At 49.7% G+C, this 18,573-nt stretch carries 8 protein-coding genes and 2 pseudogenes; 5 read left to right on the top strand and 5 right to left on the bottom strand.

Translation table 11 applies throughout. The features are described from left to right. Window positions 1-6 precede the first annotated feature (6 nt). The 4 genes from H5P17_RS23985 (at window position 7) to H5P17_RS26730 (ending at window position 15,165) form a co-directional block, all read left to right on the top strand. On the top strand, window positions 7-4,578 hold the full coding sequence (locus tag H5P17_RS23985; protein WP_182825612.1) for a Tc toxin subunit A: 4,572 nt from the start codon (window positions 7-9) through the stop codon (window positions 4,576-4,578). Window positions 4,579-4,750: 172 nt separating this feature from the next. Next, window positions 4,751-10,597, top strand: a complete 5,847-nt coding sequence (locus H5P17_RS23980) for a neuraminidase-like domain-containing protein (RefSeq protein ID WP_182825611.1) — start codon at window positions 4,751-4,753, stop codon at window positions 10,595-10,597. A 153-nt stretch (window positions 10,598-10,750) separates the two neighbouring features. Then, on the top strand, window positions 10,751-15,031 hold the full coding sequence (locus tag H5P17_RS23975) for a SpvB/TcaC N-terminal domain-containing protein (protein WP_182825610.1): 4,281 nt from the start codon (window positions 10,751-10,753) through the stop codon (window positions 15,029-15,031). A gap of 8 nt (window positions 15,032-15,039) precedes the next feature. Further along, window positions 15,040-15,165, top strand: a complete 126-nt coding sequence (locus H5P17_RS26730; protein WP_255477992.1) for a hypothetical protein — start codon at window positions 15,040-15,042, stop codon at window positions 15,163-15,165. On the opposite strand, the pseudogene H5P17_RS23970 reads toward H5P17_RS26730, so the two are convergent. Together H5P17_RS23970 and H5P17_RS23965 are read right to left on the bottom strand one after the other, a co-directional pair. Beyond that, window positions 15,115-15,325, bottom strand: a pseudogene (locus H5P17_RS23970) (IS66 family transposase); the annotation flags it as partial. The gene H5P17_RS26730 and the pseudogene H5P17_RS23970 overlap by 51 nt on opposite strands. Beyond that, window positions 15,283-15,566 (bottom strand): annotated as a pseudogene (locus H5P17_RS23965) (transposase domain-containing protein); the annotation flags it as partial. The pseudogenes H5P17_RS23965 and H5P17_RS23970, both read right to left, overlap by 43 nt. A gap of 116 nt (window positions 15,567-15,682) precedes the next feature. On the opposite strand from H5P17_RS23965, the gene H5P17_RS23960 reads away from it, so the two are divergent. Then, window positions 15,683-16,144, top strand: a complete 462-nt coding sequence (locus H5P17_RS23960) for an S-4TM family putative pore-forming effector (protein WP_370570057.1) — start codon at window positions 15,683-15,685, stop codon at window positions 16,142-16,144. A 30-nt stretch (window positions 16,145-16,174) separates the two neighbouring features. On the opposite strand, the gene H5P17_RS23955 is transcribed toward H5P17_RS23960, so the two are convergent. The 3 genes from H5P17_RS23955 to H5P17_RS23945 form a co-directional block, all read right to left on the bottom strand. Beyond that, window positions 16,175-17,464, bottom strand: a complete 1,290-nt coding sequence (locus H5P17_RS23955; protein ID WP_182825609.1) for an ISNCY family transposase — start codon at window positions 17,462-17,464, stop codon at window positions 16,175-16,177. Window positions 17,465-17,586: 122 nt separating this feature from the next. Then, a complete protein-coding gene (locus tag H5P17_RS23950; protein WP_182825608.1) occupies window positions 17,587-17,970 on the bottom strand; it encodes a DUF4440 domain-containing protein in 384 nt (127 codons plus the stop codon). Window positions 17,971-18,338: 368 nt separating this feature from the next. Next, on the bottom strand, window positions 18,339-18,573 hold a 235-nt coding region (locus tag H5P17_RS23945; protein WP_182825607.1), incomplete at its 5' end, for a hypothetical protein.

Here is an 18,573-nt window from a genome sequence, read left to right as displayed (position 1 = left end):
GACATTATGGTGAATAAAGGCAGTAAATTTATTGCTCATCTGGAAAAAAAGTTCGGATTGCAAAAAAATTCGTTGTCCAGGCGCGGTTTTACGTCAGTGTTTGATGTTACTGCTCTCCCCCGGGAGCAATTTATCCGTGACCATCATGACCTCCTGCCTCATTCTGACGCGGCGGAGTTGTATGATCGGATTATGGGTTATGCCCAACAGGTGGCTTTTGCCTATCGCCAGCGTCGTCAGGTCAATGTAGAGGCCCAGTCCGACCCATTCTCAAATGAGGGGCCAAGCTATGTCCGTCAGTTTCAGCCGGATTGGCAGGCAATGGCACCAGGTCAAGCAATTGATGCCAACATATCTCCTGCCGCCTATGTGGCTTCATTATATAAATTGGTTTTAAAGCATGAAAAAAGCGCTGAACAAGACAAACTTAATTCGCTTATCAAGCGTCGCCCAGATATCCCGGCATTGATTATCAACGACGAGGCAGTCAATAAGGTTGTGTCTACACTTGATATCGTGAATAACATTTTAAGCAGTGCTATTCAGTCTAAACTTCAAAAAAATGTAACAGATAAGGTGTTGGCTTCGACCTTTTATCCGAACAGTCTTCCCTATCATTTTGCGTTTGAGCAGGCACAACAAGGAATGAAAGCCTGTGATACCACCCTTGCCGATACAAAGCTCCTCGCCGATCCAGCATGGCCCTATTTTAATCTGGAAGGTTATTCGGATGAACAGGTCAATACTTATACGCAAGGCGACCAGATGGTTTCGGATGTCGCAGCCTTGGAAGATGGCGGCTGGATCATTGTTTGGAAGAGCGAGGGCCAGGATGGTAGTGGATGGGGCATTTATCAACAGCGGTACGATAGTTCGGGCATGTGCGTCGGACCAGAAAACCGAGTAAACACTTATACAGGAAGCGATCAGATTGACCCTTGCGTTGCTGGCCTGGAAGACGGTGGCTGGGTTGTTGTTTGGCAAAGCAAGGGCCAAGCAGCTGCTGGATGGGATGTTTACCAACAGCGCTTTGGTCCCGATGGTTCTCCGGTAAATAAGGAGACTCTAGTCAATACCCATACTGCTGGTGATCAAAATAACGCTAAAATAGCAGCACTGGAAGATGGTGGCTGGGTTGTCGTCTGGCAAAGTAAAGGGCAGGAGGGCAGCACATGGAATGTTTATCTGCAACGTTTCAGTAAGAACGGGACCGTGTATGGAAGTGAAACTCGAGTTAACACTGATTTGAACTCAGATCATGTCAATGCATCTATTACCTTTATTAAAGGTGGTGGGTGGTGTGTCGTTTGGACCAATAAAAAATATGTTGTTCAGCAATTATTTGAGGCTAGCGGCGACAAAAAAGGTCCTCAGACCAATGTGGAGTATTCGTCGTGGACTGCTGAAAATAGAGCGAATGCTGTGGCGGCCTTAGCCGATGGCGGCTGGATTGTTGTTTATATGAATAATTATTCGGGCAACAAAACCATGAAAGTGTCTCGCTATAATAGTTTGGGCTCTAGGCTTTTTCAGTATTCTTTCGCACGCGACTTAAATAAACCATCTTGTACAGGACTTAAGGACGGTGGTTGGGTTATTGCGTGGTCAACTGGAAGTGTGATTTATCAAAAGTACTTTGACAGCAACGGTACCGTTGTCGGAGGTACAGGCGTAGTTAATCACAATACCACCACCAAGCCCAGCTCCGTGATGCTGACCGGATTGGGCGATGGTGGGTGGGGGGTTACCTGGACCGCCACCGACAGAAATGGCAGTGAGATTTTTCAGCAGCGTTTTGATTGTGAAGGCCAAAGCTTGTATTTGCATGGCCGTCCATTAGCACGATCCTCTGAGGAGAGCGATGCGCTGCGCATTGGCAGCATGATCTCCCCGACGCTGTGTGAAACCATTGAACATCCACCTTATTTCAGTACTGTGATGTATTATGTGACTGGGAACGATGGTGAGTCCTTCCCAGCGGGGGATAATTACCTCAAAGGTAGCGTCTCTGAGCTTACGCCGTGGTATTCGCTCAGTGAGGTTGCGTTCATTACACCACCTCAAATTGGTGTTACGGATGATCCAACCAATCCGACGGTTGTTAAATCAGTAAGCGAAAATAACGGTTGGCATACTGCTATTAGTTTACATAACTCTGGAGTAGCAAAGAATGTCAAGGTTGGTGCAATAAACTATTTGTGTGTATGGAAGCCAAAAAAAGAAAATCAGTGGTACTCGTTAAATAATACCTATGTGAATTGTAAATCCAATTATGCTGATCTTATTCTTCGTGTACCGGCCTTTGGGTTTGATCCTTCCAGAAATGGAGACACTATGCCCCCCGATGGTTGTGTCAAATTTTTTGTTCGAATGTATGACTCGAAGAATAAGCGCTACTGGACGGACATTAGCTATACGTTTGCGAGTGTGCATTATCAGGAAGGGAATATATATACCAGAGAACAGCTCTCTTTCTATTCTACATATTTTGGCACTGGCGCGGTGATCGGCGCCTGTCAATACTATGCCAGCAATTTCAGTGCTGTTGATGAACTGACCGAGCGCGTCGGTCTTTCAGTGCCTGAGTTACAAAACATGCTGGCATGCAAGGTTGGCAGTGACCAGGTTATTGTCTCGCCAAATATCAGAGTACGTAACCTGGTTTTCGTTGGTGCTGCTGATGTGGGCCCGCTCACGGATCAGACCACGCATGAACCTTATAACTACGGGGCGGTTTATTTGCATGGTGGTAAGAAGCCAGTACTACATCTTTCAAAAGAAAGCAATGGCCAACTGACGTTGAATGAACTGACGGATGATCGTATGGACCGTATGAACCGATTGATCCGGTTGCAACGGGTGCTGGATATTCCGTTCGATCAGCTTGATTATCTGATCACTGCTGGCATGCATGCGGAAGGTTTTTTGTCCGACAAGGCGGACGGTAATCTCGGCCTGTATATGAATGCCAACACGACGCGCCTGTTGGGGGTATTCAACTATTACCAGAGACGCTACGGGGTAACCGCCGAGCAATTCGCTGCCATCACTGACCAGATAACACCGTATGCCATCGCTCCAGGTATTCCACTGCTGGACCGGGTCTTCAACCGCATAAAGCTGTTCGACCAGCCATATTGCGTGGATTGGCAACCGGTGGTTCCCGCAGCAGTCACGGAAAGAGATGCTCGCATTATGAAGCAGCTGGCTGCGGGACTGGGTATTTCCGATGCTGATATGCGTTTCTTGGCCTCACTAATGGGTGAGAAGTTTGACAACAGTCTGGGGAACATCTCATCGTTCTATCGTGTTGTGATGTTATCGCGCTGGTTTGGTTTGGATGTGGTCAGTTTCATGCAACTGGTCAGAATTCTGGATGAGGGCTTTATAGGTGTTCCACTCCAACAACATCTGATTACTGCCCCGATGATCGAGCATGACGGTAAGCTCTCCGCTAACCGGCGTGATTGGCTGGACTGGTTGTTGCTGATATCGGTTGCAGCAGACTGGCTGGCACAGACTGGATTGAGCATCGGTGAGATTGCTACGCCACTGGACGATGCCTCTTTTCCGAACTCGCAGGGACGACTTGATCTCGTGCAGCAGCTTAACCAATCGGTGAAACCGATCTTGGTGGCCCCCAGCCAGTTGTTGCATATTGACTTGCCCCAAGTTGATGAGCAAGGTGCACATCTCGACTGGATGGTACTACTAAGCAGCGCCCCGAATCCTGTAATTGATGCGCAGGGTCTGGTGCTGGATGATCCTTTAACCTTCATGCTTGATGCGACGCAGATTGATGAACGCGTCAAGGCCATTGTGGATGAACAAAAACTGTCGACGGATTGTAAGCTAAAAACCCGGACGACTCTGAATACTGTGATACAGGCCGCCCAGCAGGCTCAGAATGATGTGCTCAGTGTGTGTGTGGCGCAATGGTTATCGGTCGATCAGGGGCTAGTTCTGTCCTTCTGCCGCTGGGCTAATGTTACGCCTTATCAATTTCTCGCGGCGGTGTTGGTGCTGGCCGAGCAGCAGGCAGCGGATGACAAGGAGCTAAACTGGGCTTTGAACCGCTTTGTACATTATACCCAAGTAGTGGGTTTCTATGAACTGAGCCCGCTCATGCTTGATGTCTTTGTCCGTAACAGACGCTGGTTTACCAACAATACAGCCTCATCGATGCTATTGTCGACGCATTTCAGCTTTGCATCCTATCGGCAATGGCTGCATCGGACAACACTGAGCGAAGACGATCTACTGGACGTTCTCGCTACCGGTAGCCAGGACGAGTTTGCCAAAGAAACCAGCCTGAGTCTCTTGGCTAAAACGTTGGACTGGGACACTCAAAGCGTTAAGAAGGCGCTGTCGTATATTACCAATTCACCCAGCGATCCCGTCGCAACCATGTTCCGGATTGCCGCCGTGATGCGACTTCAAGAGCTGTGCCAGCAGACAGATTTGGTGGTGGATGACCTGATCAAACTTGAAACACTTGAACTGGAAAGCCACTATGAGGACTGGCAGCAAATAGGGCAGGCGATTGTTGTTGGATACAGACAGTCTGTAGCGCTGTGATCTATTGATCGGAGTACTGTCTGGACCAGTGAATATGTTCGATGGTGTCTCCACAATGATTTCGAGTGCTGGATATGTCAAGCCGCACTCATGTACAACCATCATTCATGCAACGATGTACGGCCAGCTATTGACACTGTCGATGCGTTGCCTGGACGCGAGGAGGAATAAAATGATTCAGGCTACACTTGCAAAACAGCTCAACGAAACCCATCGTGATGCACTGTTGACCTATTATAAATGCTATGTGGCTCCAGAATTGGCTGGGGAATCGGTTACAGATGAAGATATTTATCAATATCTTCTGATTGACCCTGATGTCAGTGAAGACGTTAAAACCAGCCAAGTGGCCCAAACGATCTCAAGCTTGCAGCAATATCTCTATCGCATAGCGCTTAACAAAGAGCCTGGCTTCGAACCGATGCAACAGGAAAACCTGGATGAATGGCGGGATATTGAGAGTCAATATGCCATCTGGTCAGCAGCCCAGCAGGTTAGTGATTATCCGGAAAATTATATATCGCCTTCGACACGTCAGGGCAAGAGCCTGTTCTTTCGCGAGTTGGAAAATACGCTCAATCAGAACCAGTTAGATCCTGACCGAGTGCAGGATGCTGTCCTGACCTATCTCAATAAATTTGAAGATGTTAGCAATCTTCTTGTCGTCAATGGCTATTGCAATCAAATTGAATTTAAGCAGGGTAAATATTTCTTTATTGGTCGCACAGCGGAACAACCTTATCACTATTATTGGCGTTCAATGGATCTGAACAAGGCTCCGGGGAATGGTGAGTTCATCACACCGAACTGCTGGAACGACTGGCAACCCGTTGACCTGCCGCTTAGCGGTGACAGCGTTCTGAATTGGACTGTCCGGCCGGTGTATTTTAACAACCGGCTTTATGTTACTTGGGCCGAACGAAATCCAGCTCCGACAGTGAACGGAGGCACGGTCCATAAATACACAATTCACTACGCTTATCTGCGTTACGATGATACTTGGTCTGCCCCTGCTGTTGGTGATTTGCAGACGACCTCGTTGGCAGCACTATCTACGCCTGTGGCTGATAAGTCCCTTGATGTGGATGAAAGTGGCAATTTTGACCCTAAATCTGTGGATACTGTTGCGCACGTTGATTTCAACCGCAGCATAGCGGACCAGTTGCCTGTCAGTGCGCGTGTGGAGGGTAACCTGTTTATTGGCTTATTCCGTTATAAGGCAAATGTAAAAGGAATCGAACAATTTCCAGATCGAGCTTTTGTGTATTGCGATACCTCAATGATTGACTTACAGACCGTGAGCACTCTGATGGAAGCCAACTTCGAGCGCTACAAACCAGGGAATATAGAAGATGATATTACTATTTTGCCGATCCAATATTGTTCGATCGGCAAGGAATTCGAGCTCGTTGCGCCTCCCAAGAGTGAAGGGACTGAAGATGACCACTCTTGGGGGCTATCGTTCCCGCCCCCAACGGTAAAAATTCTAAGCGATGGGATCACATTGGAGGTTTTAGGGAAAGTAGGTAATTGCCCTGACACGGCAAATGACCCGTATCGTAAAAACAAATGGTTCCACGACCCGAGCGTAGAGGTGCCGGTACATAATGCAACTCTTCAAGATGCTCACGGGTTGGACGGTCAATATTCCATAGATTGGTTCTGCGACTCTAACGGAAATCGAATAGACAACGTCTGGTTGACAAAGAGTGAAAATCGCTACAAAAGTTCTGGACTATATATTTGTATTGGCGGTCTAAATCCAGTCATCTCCTCTACGGTTCTTCTGTATAATGAAGGGAAATTTGTAGATTCGTTCAATATTTCTGATTTTCACCCAAATCAAAGTAACCCAAATAGCATTACTGCTTATAACTTAGACATTAATACAGCAAAAAAATTCGATTCTATTTATATGACGATTACAAACAAGGCGGGTTATACATATATTCTTACAAATTATATTGATATGAGTGGGACAGTATTCCTTGCTAATGACTTTAGGCCGGAAATTTATCTTAATCTTCAATATAACAATGAAAGGTTGGAAGAAAAAAGGCTTCCTGAACTTTCAGAATATAACCCAGGGAGTGTTCTGGATGTCAATCATTCTATCGATCTTATCCATGATGTATCAAGTCGCTCCGAAAACTACAATGGTTATTATAATTATCGAATTATCATGCAGATGATAGAGTTATCCGGTAAACTTCAAATTAATAAAGGGACCCAGAAATGGACATTTCAGGTTAAACTCAAAGAACACGACTCAACGCCGATTACGGGGCCAACCATCCACACGCGTTACGATACCTCTGAGGGCAACGTTCAGTTTCTGAGCTTCGAGGGAATGGAGCAGAACGACCAAGGGATTGACGCTACTCAAGCTAATATAGGCGCTCTGAGTGATGGCGGCTGGATAATCCTTTGGTACGCCGATTGGCGTATTCATCAGCAGCGTTATGACCGTATGGGAAAAAGAGTTGCTGCTGAGACTGTCGTACTACCGAACGGGGGATACTATCGGGAGGCGTCAGTTGCCGGCTTACAGGATGGAGGATGGGTTGTTGCCTGGAATTATTGTCCAACTGGACATTATTGGTGCATTCAGCAGCAATGTTTTAATCGCGATGGCACACCTAGAGGTAGGTCAATTGACATAAGTGGCCATCAACTAAATTACAGAAATCCATGTGTCGCGGCTCTCAACAATGGTGGCTGGGTCGTTGTATGGCAAAATGAAAGTGCACCCTGGGATATTCAGCAATGTTTTTTCTCTGCCGATGGTGTTAAAAGCAATATAACGACAGTCAACAAGACTTCCTCCGGAGCAACATTGACTTTATCCTGTCAGCGATCTGTTGTCGCGGGGTTGCTTGAAGGCGGTTGGGTCGTAACATGGGTATGTAACGTTGGCAACACATATATTGTCAAGATGCGTCACTATGATTTGAATGGTAATCCTCATGGGGAGGAACGAGATGTTTACACGAGTCAAAATATTATTGAGAAAAGTTGTATTTGTGCATTGGATGATGGTGGGTGGGTTGTTGCTTGGAACATAAAAAACGCAGGTATCCTTCAAAAGCGTTTTAATAAAGACGCTAATGAGTTTTCTAATGAAGTGATCACAGTCAATACGTATGTTTATGTTGGGACGGCTTTCCCAGATATGACGGGTCTGGATGACGGGGGATGGATAGTTACCTGGCAAAGTAAAGTTGATAATAGTAGCAGAGATTGGGATGTTTTCCAGCAGCGTTATAATTCTGAGGGTGAGCCAGTTAATACAGAAATTCTAGTTAACAGTTTTACTGCTGGTAGTCAAAATATGCCCGTCATTGTTGGTCTGTCAGATGATAAAAATAGCGACCAGGATTCTGGCTGGGTGGTTGCATGGGTATCGAATAAGCAATCTTTCTCTGGAAATAGCGTTTACCAGCAGCATTACAGCTACGCCGGTAAAGCAATTGGTGGAGAGGAACTTGTTAGCGCACAGGGACCAACGCTAGTACGTCTCAATACGACCTTTGTGCCGCTTCTGATTGAGAAAGCCAATGTGAGTCTTAGTTCACTATTGAGTTATAGTACACAGGCGACGAAGGTCGAACCACCGTTGATGGAGCATCCTAATTCTGAGTCCGAACTCGTAACGATGGATTACACTGGCGCTAATGGTCTTTATTTCTGGGAACTGTTCTTCCACGTGCCCTTTATGGTCGCCAGTCGCTTTGCCTGTGAGGGGCAGAATGAACTGGCCCAGCATTGGTATCATTACATTTTCGAACCCGGAGCCAGAAACAGAGCGGAAGATGCCGAGAGCGATATCAAACCGCCCGATTACTGGAATAATTACGCTATTAGTTCCGGGGCTGAACAGAGTGCAACAAATAGTTATATTTCGGGGGGGCTTCTCGATCCGGATGCGTTAGCCTATGCACACCCGGTGATTTACCAGAAGGCTGTCTATCAGGCCTATTTGCGCACCCTGCTTGCCCTTGGCGACAGTCAGTACCGGATGGTGACACCGGACGGTTTGACGGCAGCACGGGTCTATTACGACATCGCGATGGAGTTTCTGGGACCGAGGCCGGATGTAACCCTCAGTGAACAATGGCAGCCTAATTCACTTAGCAAGATTTCAGCTCTCCCCAACAGAGCGCTGCGAGCCTTCGAAGAAGAAGCAGGATTTCACCTTTTGGACATGCCCTCCAGGGGGAGTTCTTTCCTGTCAATGCTCGATAATCCACAGTTCCGTCCTCCACTGAACAGCGAGTTGCTTGGCTATTGGAATACGCTGGATTCACGCTTTTACAATCTCCGTAATAATCTGTCGATCGACGGTAAGCCGCTGAACCTGCCATTATATGCGACACCTGCTGATCCGCTGGCTCTGCTGACACAGCGGGCAGTAACTGGCTCACAGAGCGGTACCGGCTTGCCAGTACCGCAAATCGTGCTGCCTTATCGATTTGCGTTCATGTTGCCGGTGGCATCCGCCGCGGTCAACATGCTGACCCAGTATGGCGATATGCTGTTGAGTTTCCTTGAACGGGGGGAAAGTGCACAGCAAATGGAGTTGGGGCAACAGCAGATGGTCGATCTATCGGGTTTTGCCATCAGCTTGCAGCAGCAAGAACTCAAGGCGCTTGATGCCGATGTCGAAGCACTCAACGCGCAAAAAGCGATTGCCAAACAGCGGTTCGATTTCTACTGGGAAAATTATACCGGCAATATCAGCCCAGCCGAGCAAGCATCGATGGATCTGCAGATGGAGTCTGGTGTGATGAGTACTGTGGAACAAAGCTTTTATATTGCCGGTGGTGCTGCTGACTTAGCCCCTAATATTTTTGGATTTGCGGATGGAGGGATGCATTATGGAGCCCTGAGTTATGCGGTGGGTTCCGGGTTTGGGCTGAAACGCCAGTCACTGGAGTTGCATTCGAGCCGCCTTGCGCAGGCGGAGAGCTATCGCCGTCGTCGCGATGAGTGGAAGGAGCAATCTATTCAGGCTGAACTTGAATCAACAATGATCGACAAACAGCTAGATGCGCTTGCCATTCGTCAGCAGGCGGTGCGCACGACAATCGAACAGGCGAAAATGCAGCAGAAACAGCAACAGGCAATGCTGCAGTTTCTAACTCGTCGTTTTACCAAGGCCAGTCTGTACCAATGGCTGAGCGGACAATTGTCAGCGCTGTACTATCAGGCGTATGACAGCGTGTTGTCGTTATGTATGAACGTGCAGTCGTGCTGGCAATATGAGCTGGGCGATTTTACTACGACATTCATGCGCACCAATGCCTGGAACAATTCCTATAGAGGGTTGCTGGCTGGTCAGGCGCTGGCACTGGATTTACAACGTATGGAGCGTGCCTATTACACACGCAACGAGCGCCCACTCAATATCAGCCGTACTGTCTCGCTCAGATCACTGCTGGGCAACAGCTTTGAGCCTGCCAAAAGTAAGGGCAGTTTCACTTTCAAGCTGAAAGAAGCGTTGTTCGACAATGATTATCCGGGACATTATGCTCGCCGTCTACAGCAGGTAAGCATCACGCTGCCGACTTTGCTGGGACCTTATCAGAATGTGCGGGCTACCCTGTCGCAGTCATCGAGCTCAACCTTGTTCAAACCGGATATTGAAGGTGTCAAATACCTGAACAACCCGCAGACCGGTTCAAATACGGGGGTAGTGACTAATCTGCGACCCAGCCAACAGGTGACGCTATCCGGGGGGCTGGATGATAATGGCGTCTTTGCACTGATGGTGCAGGATGGGCGCTATATGCCGTTCGAAGGTACTGGTGTAGTGTCCAGTTGGACCCTACAATTCCCGCGCGCGGTGGATGAGAAAGTAAGTGGCAACGTTCCACTTAGCGCCGATCCGGAACAAAAGGCTATGCTTGAGGCGCTAGACGATGTACTGGTCCACATCCAGTACACGGCGCTGGATGGTGGGGCTAAATTTGCGTCTGCCGTTCGTGATGAGTTGGTGCCAAAAAGCAGAAGAAGATGACACAACAGGTTCCTCGAAACGCCAAGGGCTAGCCAAGTGAGGCTTGATACTTACCGAGTGTAGAGAGCACAGGGCGTGTTGAACGTCGTCGCCCCCGTTCTTGGCCAGTCAGGGAGACTGGCCACTGACCACCTGACTGGTGGAGAGGTTATTATGCAAAATACTGACAGTTTAGCGCTACAACGCCCGTCGCTGCCGACCGGTGGTGGTGCCATCAGCGGCCTTAAAGGCCACGTGGCAGGGGGCGGGCCTGACGGAGCAGCCACCTTATCGCTGCCCTTGCCAGTTAGTCGTGGGCGCGGTTATTTCCCCGATCTGTCCCTCAGTTATCACAGCCGGGCAGGCAACGGCGTATGGGGGATGGGATGGGGGATGGATATTCCTAACATTCGTCTGCGCACCGAAAAAGGCGTCCCGAAATATGACGGTACGGATGAGTTTATCGGGCCGGAAGGGGAGGTGCTGGTCCCTGTATTGAACGAGCACAGTGTGCCTGAAACTCGCAGCGCTACCACGCTGACCGGAGTGAACCTGAACCGGCGTTATACAGTACAGGCATACCGCTCCCGCGCAGAGACCAGCTTCAGCATCATGGAGTACTGGGTGCCTGAGAACGGGGGAAAAAATCAGGATTTCTGGGTCTGGCTCCGCAATGACGGGCAGGTACACCTGCTTGGGAAAGATCCATTGTCCCGTATCGCCGACCCGCAGCACTCTGGGCGTACCGCCGCCTGGATGCTGGAATCATCCGTATCAGCAACTGGAGAGCAGATGTACTGGCAGTACCGATGTGAGGATGAGTACGGATGTGCACCAGACGAAAAAACGACTCATCCCGGAGCCACCGCACAGCGCTATCTGGCTGCCATTTGGTACGGCAACCGGACAGCCGGAAGATCACTACCCTCCCTGCTGAAATCTATACCTGTCGCTGGTGACTGGCTGTTCACCTTGGTACTGGACTACGGCGAGCGTGGAGATATGGCTCCCCCCAACTGGCATCCCCCTGGTAGCGGTACTTGGTTATGCCGGCAAGACTGTTTTTCCAATCGAGAATACGGCTTTGAGGTGCGAACCCGTCGCCTCTGCCAGCGGGTGCTGATGTATCATGCCATAACGGCACTGGCAGGAAACGAAAAGTCAGTCGATGTGCCACAGCTTGTTTCCAGCCTAGAGCTGGGCTACCTGGCGGCCCCTGCAATTACCACCCTGCAAACGGTCCAACAAGTAGCATATGAATCTGACGGTATTCCCCTGTCGCTTCCCTCGTTGCTTTTCAGCTGGCAGGCTCCGCCACCACTGGCTTCATTTGCGTGGCAACCCCGGGAAGACTTTGAGAGCTTTAACCTGCAGCAGCCCTGGCAGATGGTGGATCTCAATGGTGAGGCCATCGCTGGTATCTTGTATCAGGAGCTGGGGGCTTGGTGGTACCGGGCACCGGTTCGTCATCTGGACGGTGGTCTGGATGCGGTTACCTGGGATAAAGCAACACCACTCCCCCTGGTGCCGGCCTTATTGGAGGGGGGGGGCCTGATGGACCTGAATGGTGACGGTATGCTTGAATGGGTGGTTACCGCCCCCGGTTCCGCCGGCTATTACGGTCGCTCGCTAGAGCAGGAGTGGCAGCATTTTGCGCCTTTGTCAGCATTGCCTATGGAGTTCCGCCATCTACGTGCCAGAATGGCGGATCTAACTGGTGACGGCCTGGCAGACTTGGTTCTTATCGGCCCGAAAAGCGTGAGGCTCTACTGTGGTTCCGGGGATGGTTGGTATGAGGCTAAGACGGTCCTGCAGTCTGCTGGCATTACGCTGCCGATCCCTGGGATGGATGCTCGCGTGATGGTAGCGTTCAGCGATATCGATGGCAGTGGTCTTCAGCATCTGGTGGAGGTGCGCGCTAGCGGTGTACGCTACTGGCCCAGTTCTGGCCACGGCCAGTTTAGCACTCCAGTTAACATCCCTGGATTCAGCCAACCGGAGGCAAACTTCAATCCGGAACAGCTGTACATGGCAGATACGGACGGCTCTGGTACCACGGACCTGATTTACGCTCTCAGTGACCATCTTCTGGTTTATCGCAATCTGAGTGGTAACCGGTTCGAAGCCCCATTCACAATTCCGTTTCCGGATGGGGTGTTCTATGACCGCACCTGTAGCCTTCAGGTGGCGGATATTCAGGGGTTGAGCGTGGCCAGCTTGCTGCTAACCATCACACATCCGGCACCGCACCACTGGATCCTTCATCTGTCAGAGCGCAAACCTTGGCTGCTCAGCGGTATGAATAATCATATGGGGGCGCAGCACACCCTGCATTACCGTAGTTCAGCGCAGTTCTGGCTGGATGAAAAGGCCGAGGCTGTCAGTGCTGGTAAATCGGTGCCCGCCTGCCATCTTCCCTTGCCCCTGCACACGCTGGAGAGCACTGAAATCCTGGATGAAATCACCGGAAATAAACTGGTCAGCAGTGTGCGTTACCGCCACGGCGTCTGGGACGGACGGGAGCGGGAATTCCGTGGCTTTGGCTTTGTAGAGGTGATAGATACTGACATACTTGCCAGTAATGGCAAGGCCGGAGATATCAGTCCCCCGTCCATACGCCGTAGCTGGTATGCTACAGGATTTCCGGCGGTGGACAACATTCTGTCTGAGGAATACTGGCGCGGTGACAACGCGGCTTATGCAGGATATTCCCCGCGCTTCACCACCGGAAGCGGTGAAAGTGAACGAGTATACGAACCTGATAATGGCACAGCTTATTGGCTGAGCCGAGGCCTTAAAGGTCAGTTGCTCCGTGATGAGTTGTATGGAACGGATGATAATGGCCTGGTCAGCGTCCCATACAGTGTTTCGGAAAACCGCCCACAGGTGAGACTGGTGGAGGAGAAAGGTAGGTACCCCGTCATTTGGACCACGCTTGTGGAAAGTCGGGTATACAATTATGAACAAGTCAACAGTGACCCACTGTGCAGTCAGCAGGTGCTGCTGAATAGTGATGTATCAGGTTTACCCCTGCGCCAGGTCACCATCAGCTACCCGCGTCGTATTATATCGCCAAAAAGTCCTTACCCGGACACGCTACCTGAAACGCTGTATGCGTCCAGCTTTGATGAGCAGCAGCAGACGTTGCATCTGACTCAACAGCGGCACAGTTGGCTCAGTCTGATAACTCCTACAGAAGATCTCCGGGTCACTGGGCTGGCTGGCGGTATCCGCCTGGATGTCTTTACCCATAACAACTATTCCGAATCACAGGGGGTGACGCTCGAGACCCTTCTGACGGATAACCTGCTGGCGGACAATAATGCACGTCAGTTTGCCGGACAGCAGCAGGTCTGGTATCAGGATGAGCTCGGGGCAGCAACTACCACGGTGCCGGCTTTCCCACCCCGGGTTGCCTTTACGGAATCTGCAGTGCTGGATGCTACCATGGTTAACAGTGTGACGGAGTACATCACGGTATCTGACCTTGCTCAGGCTGGGTATTTCTCTGAAATCAAATACCTGTTTGAACTGCCTTCAGAGAAGAATCTGCGATTATGGACAGTGCGACAGGGGTATACCACGTACGGCCCCGGAGAGCATTTCTGGTTACCACAGCACAGCCAGGCCTCGCTGCTTACCGGTGCAGTGACTGTAGAGAGGGATAACCATGACTGTGTGATAACCTGCCTGACGGACGCTGCTGGTCTGAGTTCTTCCGCAGAGTATGACTGGCGCTTCCTGACTCCATTCCGGGTGACAGACGCTAATGACAACGTCCACTCTGTCACACTGGACGCACTGGGACGGGTGACCAGTAGCCGTTTTTGTGGTACCGAAAACGGTGTGATAACCGGCTATAGCGATAAAGGCATAAAACTCCCCATTACCACAGAAGCTGCGCTTGAGTTGAGCCCCCCCCTACCAGTGGCACAGTGCATGGTGTATGAGACAGACAGCTGGTATTTATATAACGAGACAGACCAGCAGCCCCCTCATGTTGTAACACTAGTGACTGATCGCTATGACTGTGATTCGAACCAGCAGATTCGTCAGCAGGTGGCATTCAGCGACGGGTTTGGTCGCCTGCTGCAGTCAGCGTCTCTACAGTGTGCTGGGATGGCCTTGCAGCGTGCAGCCGATGGCTCTCTGGTGACGAACTTCGATGGAGTGTCTGAGGAGACTGAGACCTCAACTCGCTGGGCTGTCACTGGGCGGACAGAATACGACAACAAGGGGCAGGCAATCCGGACTTTTCAACCGTATTTCCTCAATGACTGGCGTTATGTCAGTGATGACAGTGCCCGTCAGGATCTGTATGCCGATACGTATTGCTATGACCCATTGGGACGTATCCGGCAGGTCATCACGGCGAAAGGGTTTTCCCGCCGCACTCTGTACACGTCGTGGTTCACAGTTGATGAAGATGAAAATGATACCCAGGAAACTGACTGATGCCTCCCATGAGTACATCGCTGTTCAGCAAAACCCCGACGGTCACGGTTCTCGACAATCGTGGCCTAACCGTGCGTGACATTGCGTACCAGATCCGCGCCCTGACGCGCCAGAATTTCTGTCTGCCGATATAACGACGTGTGCTCGCAGTATTGCGCTGTTCACACCCGCCCCGGGATACCACGGTCGATGGGACGTGATGGCGCAGGCCCTGACTGTGCGGATCACTTTCAGTGCGCTGGAGACCAGTTTCAGCTGCTCCGCGCTGACTTTGCTGAGGTACTCCATATCCGTCTTCCCGTCCGTTGTAGCTCGCGTACCCGATTCGACGGCCAGTCCTGGATATGACCGATGTATAGCGCGGCCAGGCTTCCGGCTCTACGTCATTGAGTTTACACGTGCCGATCAGCGAGTACAGGATGGCAGCACGCTCACCGCCACTATCCAACCCGGCGAACAACCAGTTTTTTCGGCCTAGCGCAACACCTCGCAGTGCGTTCTCTGCGATATTGTTGTCGATTTCCGCCCAGCCATTGCGGGTAAGCGTCTCAATTAGACCGTCTGTGCAGCAGACTCCTGTTCCGGGAAAATAGTGTCCATCATTTTTTTGTAGTGGATCACAAAATCAAGACACCGGAATAACCTGTTTCCATTTTTCTTCAATTATGCCATGCGAAAAATTTTGGCTGGGATAAGGCACAGCGCGATGTAATGAGCAAAATATATTTTATCACTATGTTACTTTCCTTTTTGGTACTTCTTGCATATGGTTTATGGTCTAAATCCTCGCTGGAAGATTTTTTGTTTTATATTGTTTTCATGCTCCCGTTTTTTAGACATGTGATAATTTTATACGTTGAAAACAACAAATCTATTAATAGAATTATGCGTGTTAAAGATTTTATTGAGAAAAAAATACAGAATATAAGGATAAGTGGCATTATAAACGATGACATCTTATCTCATGATTTAAGATCGATTCAGGATGAGGTTTATGCCCATCGATCGACCTCGAATCCTGTGCCCAATTGTCTCCACAGATTCATGCGGAAGAATAATGAGGCTATTTATGATGATTATTTTGAAGAGAACTTGAAAATTTTACCCCGATAGTTAATATACCCGGAGTTATCCTCCGGGTTTTCATATCTGTTTCTTACCAAATATTTCTTCAGATCGTGACTGAAGTTTTACCAGTGCATTGAACATATCGTCCTCATCCAGTGAACGCTGTGATTTCTTCGTCGTGGGGGCTTTGCGCCTGCGTGAAGGGCCGCCACCGGATTTGTCATAGGTGAAGTAGGGAAGTGATATGCCATTAAGTCGGAGCTCTTTATGTCCGTCAGGGTAATGCCAAACATCAATATATTTACCAATTGCCCGACGACTGAATTCGCTGTCTTCAATGAGATAAAGCACTTTGTCGTACTGCACCGTGAGTGATTTCGACACGCGGCGGGCTTCACGCCAAGTAAACACCATATCAAGATCATCATCGACATCCAGTTCCCGGTGAACATCGAACTCCTGGCGAGGCGCTTTTGAGAAACGTCGGTTGTAATCGTTCATGAACTCTTCGGCAAATGCGTTTGCAGCTTCCATGGTGCTGATGCCCTGAAGCCTGAGTTCCTTGACCAGTCTGTCCTGAAGGGTCTGATGCGCCCGCTCAACACGACCTTTTGCTGCGCTGGTTTCTGCACAGATGGTCTGAATGTTCAGTTCAGGCATCGCACGGCCAAACTGTGTATCGCCGTCGCCGCCGGTTGCATTTTTATTGTTGATCCTGAATACACTGGCTTTGTCGCTGTACAGTGCAAACGGTTTACCATGTTTTTCAATATAACCACGGGTCGCTTCAAAATAGGTGAAAGTAGACTCAGATTTCACGAAACGAAGCTGCATTAAACGACTGGTTGCATCGTCTACGTAAACCAGTGCCGTACACTTAGGTCCCCGGTTTTCAAACCAGTGATGATCACAGCCGTCGATTTGTATGAGTTCACCGGCACAGGCACGACGGTAACGAGGCTGCTGAATTTTTGGCGCACGTTGCTTACGTGGGACCCACAGACTGGCCTGAGTCATCAGCTTACGCACAGTTTCTTTGGAAAGATGTACGCCATGAACCTCAGACAGCTTTTCACAGGCCAGCGTCGGGCCGAAATCGTTATAGCGTTCTCGAATAATATTGAGCGCGTAAGCAGCCAGTCCCTGAGGCAACTGATGGTTGCTTGCTTTACCACGGCGACGGCTGGTCATTCCAAGTGGACCATCTTCACGATAACGAGCAAGAAGACGGCGGCACTGACGGTCGGATATCCCAAGCCGCTGAGCTGCCATCTGTGTTGTCAGACGCCGGTCGATGACGTCCTGAATAATCTTGAGTCGATTAACTTCAGCCAAAGTGAAAAACTCCGCTGCGAGAGCCGTCATGGTAATCCTTACTTGATTATACACGCCGGACATCTTAACTTAGCCTAAGGCGGACATTACAATTTTGCTGTTACAACCTTGGTGCGCATAATACTGATTATGTTAAATTAAATGGCGCTGTCTCAACGAAAATCCTCCATTGGTGTAGCCTGATGAAACCGTATCTGCCAGCGATTATCTGATAACAACCATAGTGACGATCGCAGCGCGTGTCGGCTAATCCCTCCATCAGCGTCACGTTGAAAACTTCGGTATGTAAGCAATACTGTGCCGTGAGAAATGATGGACAGTTTGAACTCTTCAGCAAGAATTGAAACCTGGCTGCTTTCTCTTTCAAGCGCAGCAACGGTTTGCTGCCTGTTATAGCATTGTCCTGAACGACCAATTTCTTCAAAATCTACATGCAGTAATTCGTCAACGGCCTTCACATTGTTGCGTATTGCTGGTGAATGAAGCTGACTCTCCAATGACTGGATCACCGGTAGAAGCTGTCTGGAACCGGTCAAAATGCCCTCCTTTTTTGATCGCGCTACGTGAAATCTGAAATAAATTAGCTACATCTAACCTTGCAGACTTCGCCAAATCGCGTCGTTAACCCGAGCTTAAATCCACCAACGTATCGGCATTCTATTAACTGTAACGCGTAGCATGCTTTGTTGCCATGGCTAATTGGTCGTAGGCAATAAAGTGAATCCCTACCTATTTAACATAACTCAAAAAAAAACAGTGACAACGTCACCTGGTTTTATAACTTGCTCTCTTCCAGATAGCACCCGTTGATGGGCCAACAAGGTTGGCCCGTGATAGACAGGTCTAAAAAATAGAGTGGGATCGTCGCCTGCGCACGGTGTTCGGCAGGCTGGCAGAAAAAGAATTAGCGGGCCAACTCCACGCCATCCAGTTCGGAAATGGCGAGACAGTAAACCTCTGTGAGGGCATCCACGGTATAGGCGGTATTGGCCGGGATCATAAACATTTCATGGGACTGCAGGGTTTGATCGCCGATCTTAAGCTCACCGGACAGGACCATCAGTTTGACCCAGCCCGGATGCAGGCGGGCTGACTGGTGACTGCCAGCATCAAGTTTCAACAGCGCCGTGTGCCCATGT

This window comes from Serratia sp. OS31 (genome assembly GCF_014164835.1).
GTDB lineage: Bacteria > Pseudomonadota > Gammaproteobacteria > Enterobacterales > Enterobacteriaceae > Serratia > Serratia liquefaciens_A.
Note: the sequence above shows the minus strand (reverse complement) of the source record. Positions and strands in the feature narration are given on the sequence as shown.

What these genes read in the sequence shown, in the direction of transcription:
- H5P17_RS23980 (WP_182825611.1), top strand. Translation starts at nt 4,751, where the DNA reads ATGATTCAGGCTACACTTGCAAAACAGCTCAACGAAACCCATCGTGAT.
- H5P17_RS26730 (WP_255477992.1), top strand. Translation starts at nt 15,040, where the DNA reads ATGAGTACATCGCTGTTCAGCAAAACCCCGACGGTCACGGTTCTCGAC.
- H5P17_RS23955 (WP_182825609.1), bottom strand. Translation starts at nt 17,464, where the DNA reads ATGACGGCTCTCGCAGCGGAGTTTTTCACTTTGGCTGAAGTTAATCGA.
- H5P17_RS23985 (WP_182825612.1), top strand. Translation starts at nt 7, where the DNA reads ATGGTGAATAAAGGCAGTAAATTTATTGCTCATCTGGAAAAAAAGTTC.
- H5P17_RS23975 (WP_182825610.1), top strand. Translation starts at nt 10,751, where the DNA reads ATGCAAAATACTGACAGTTTAGCGCTACAACGCCCGTCGCTGCCGACC.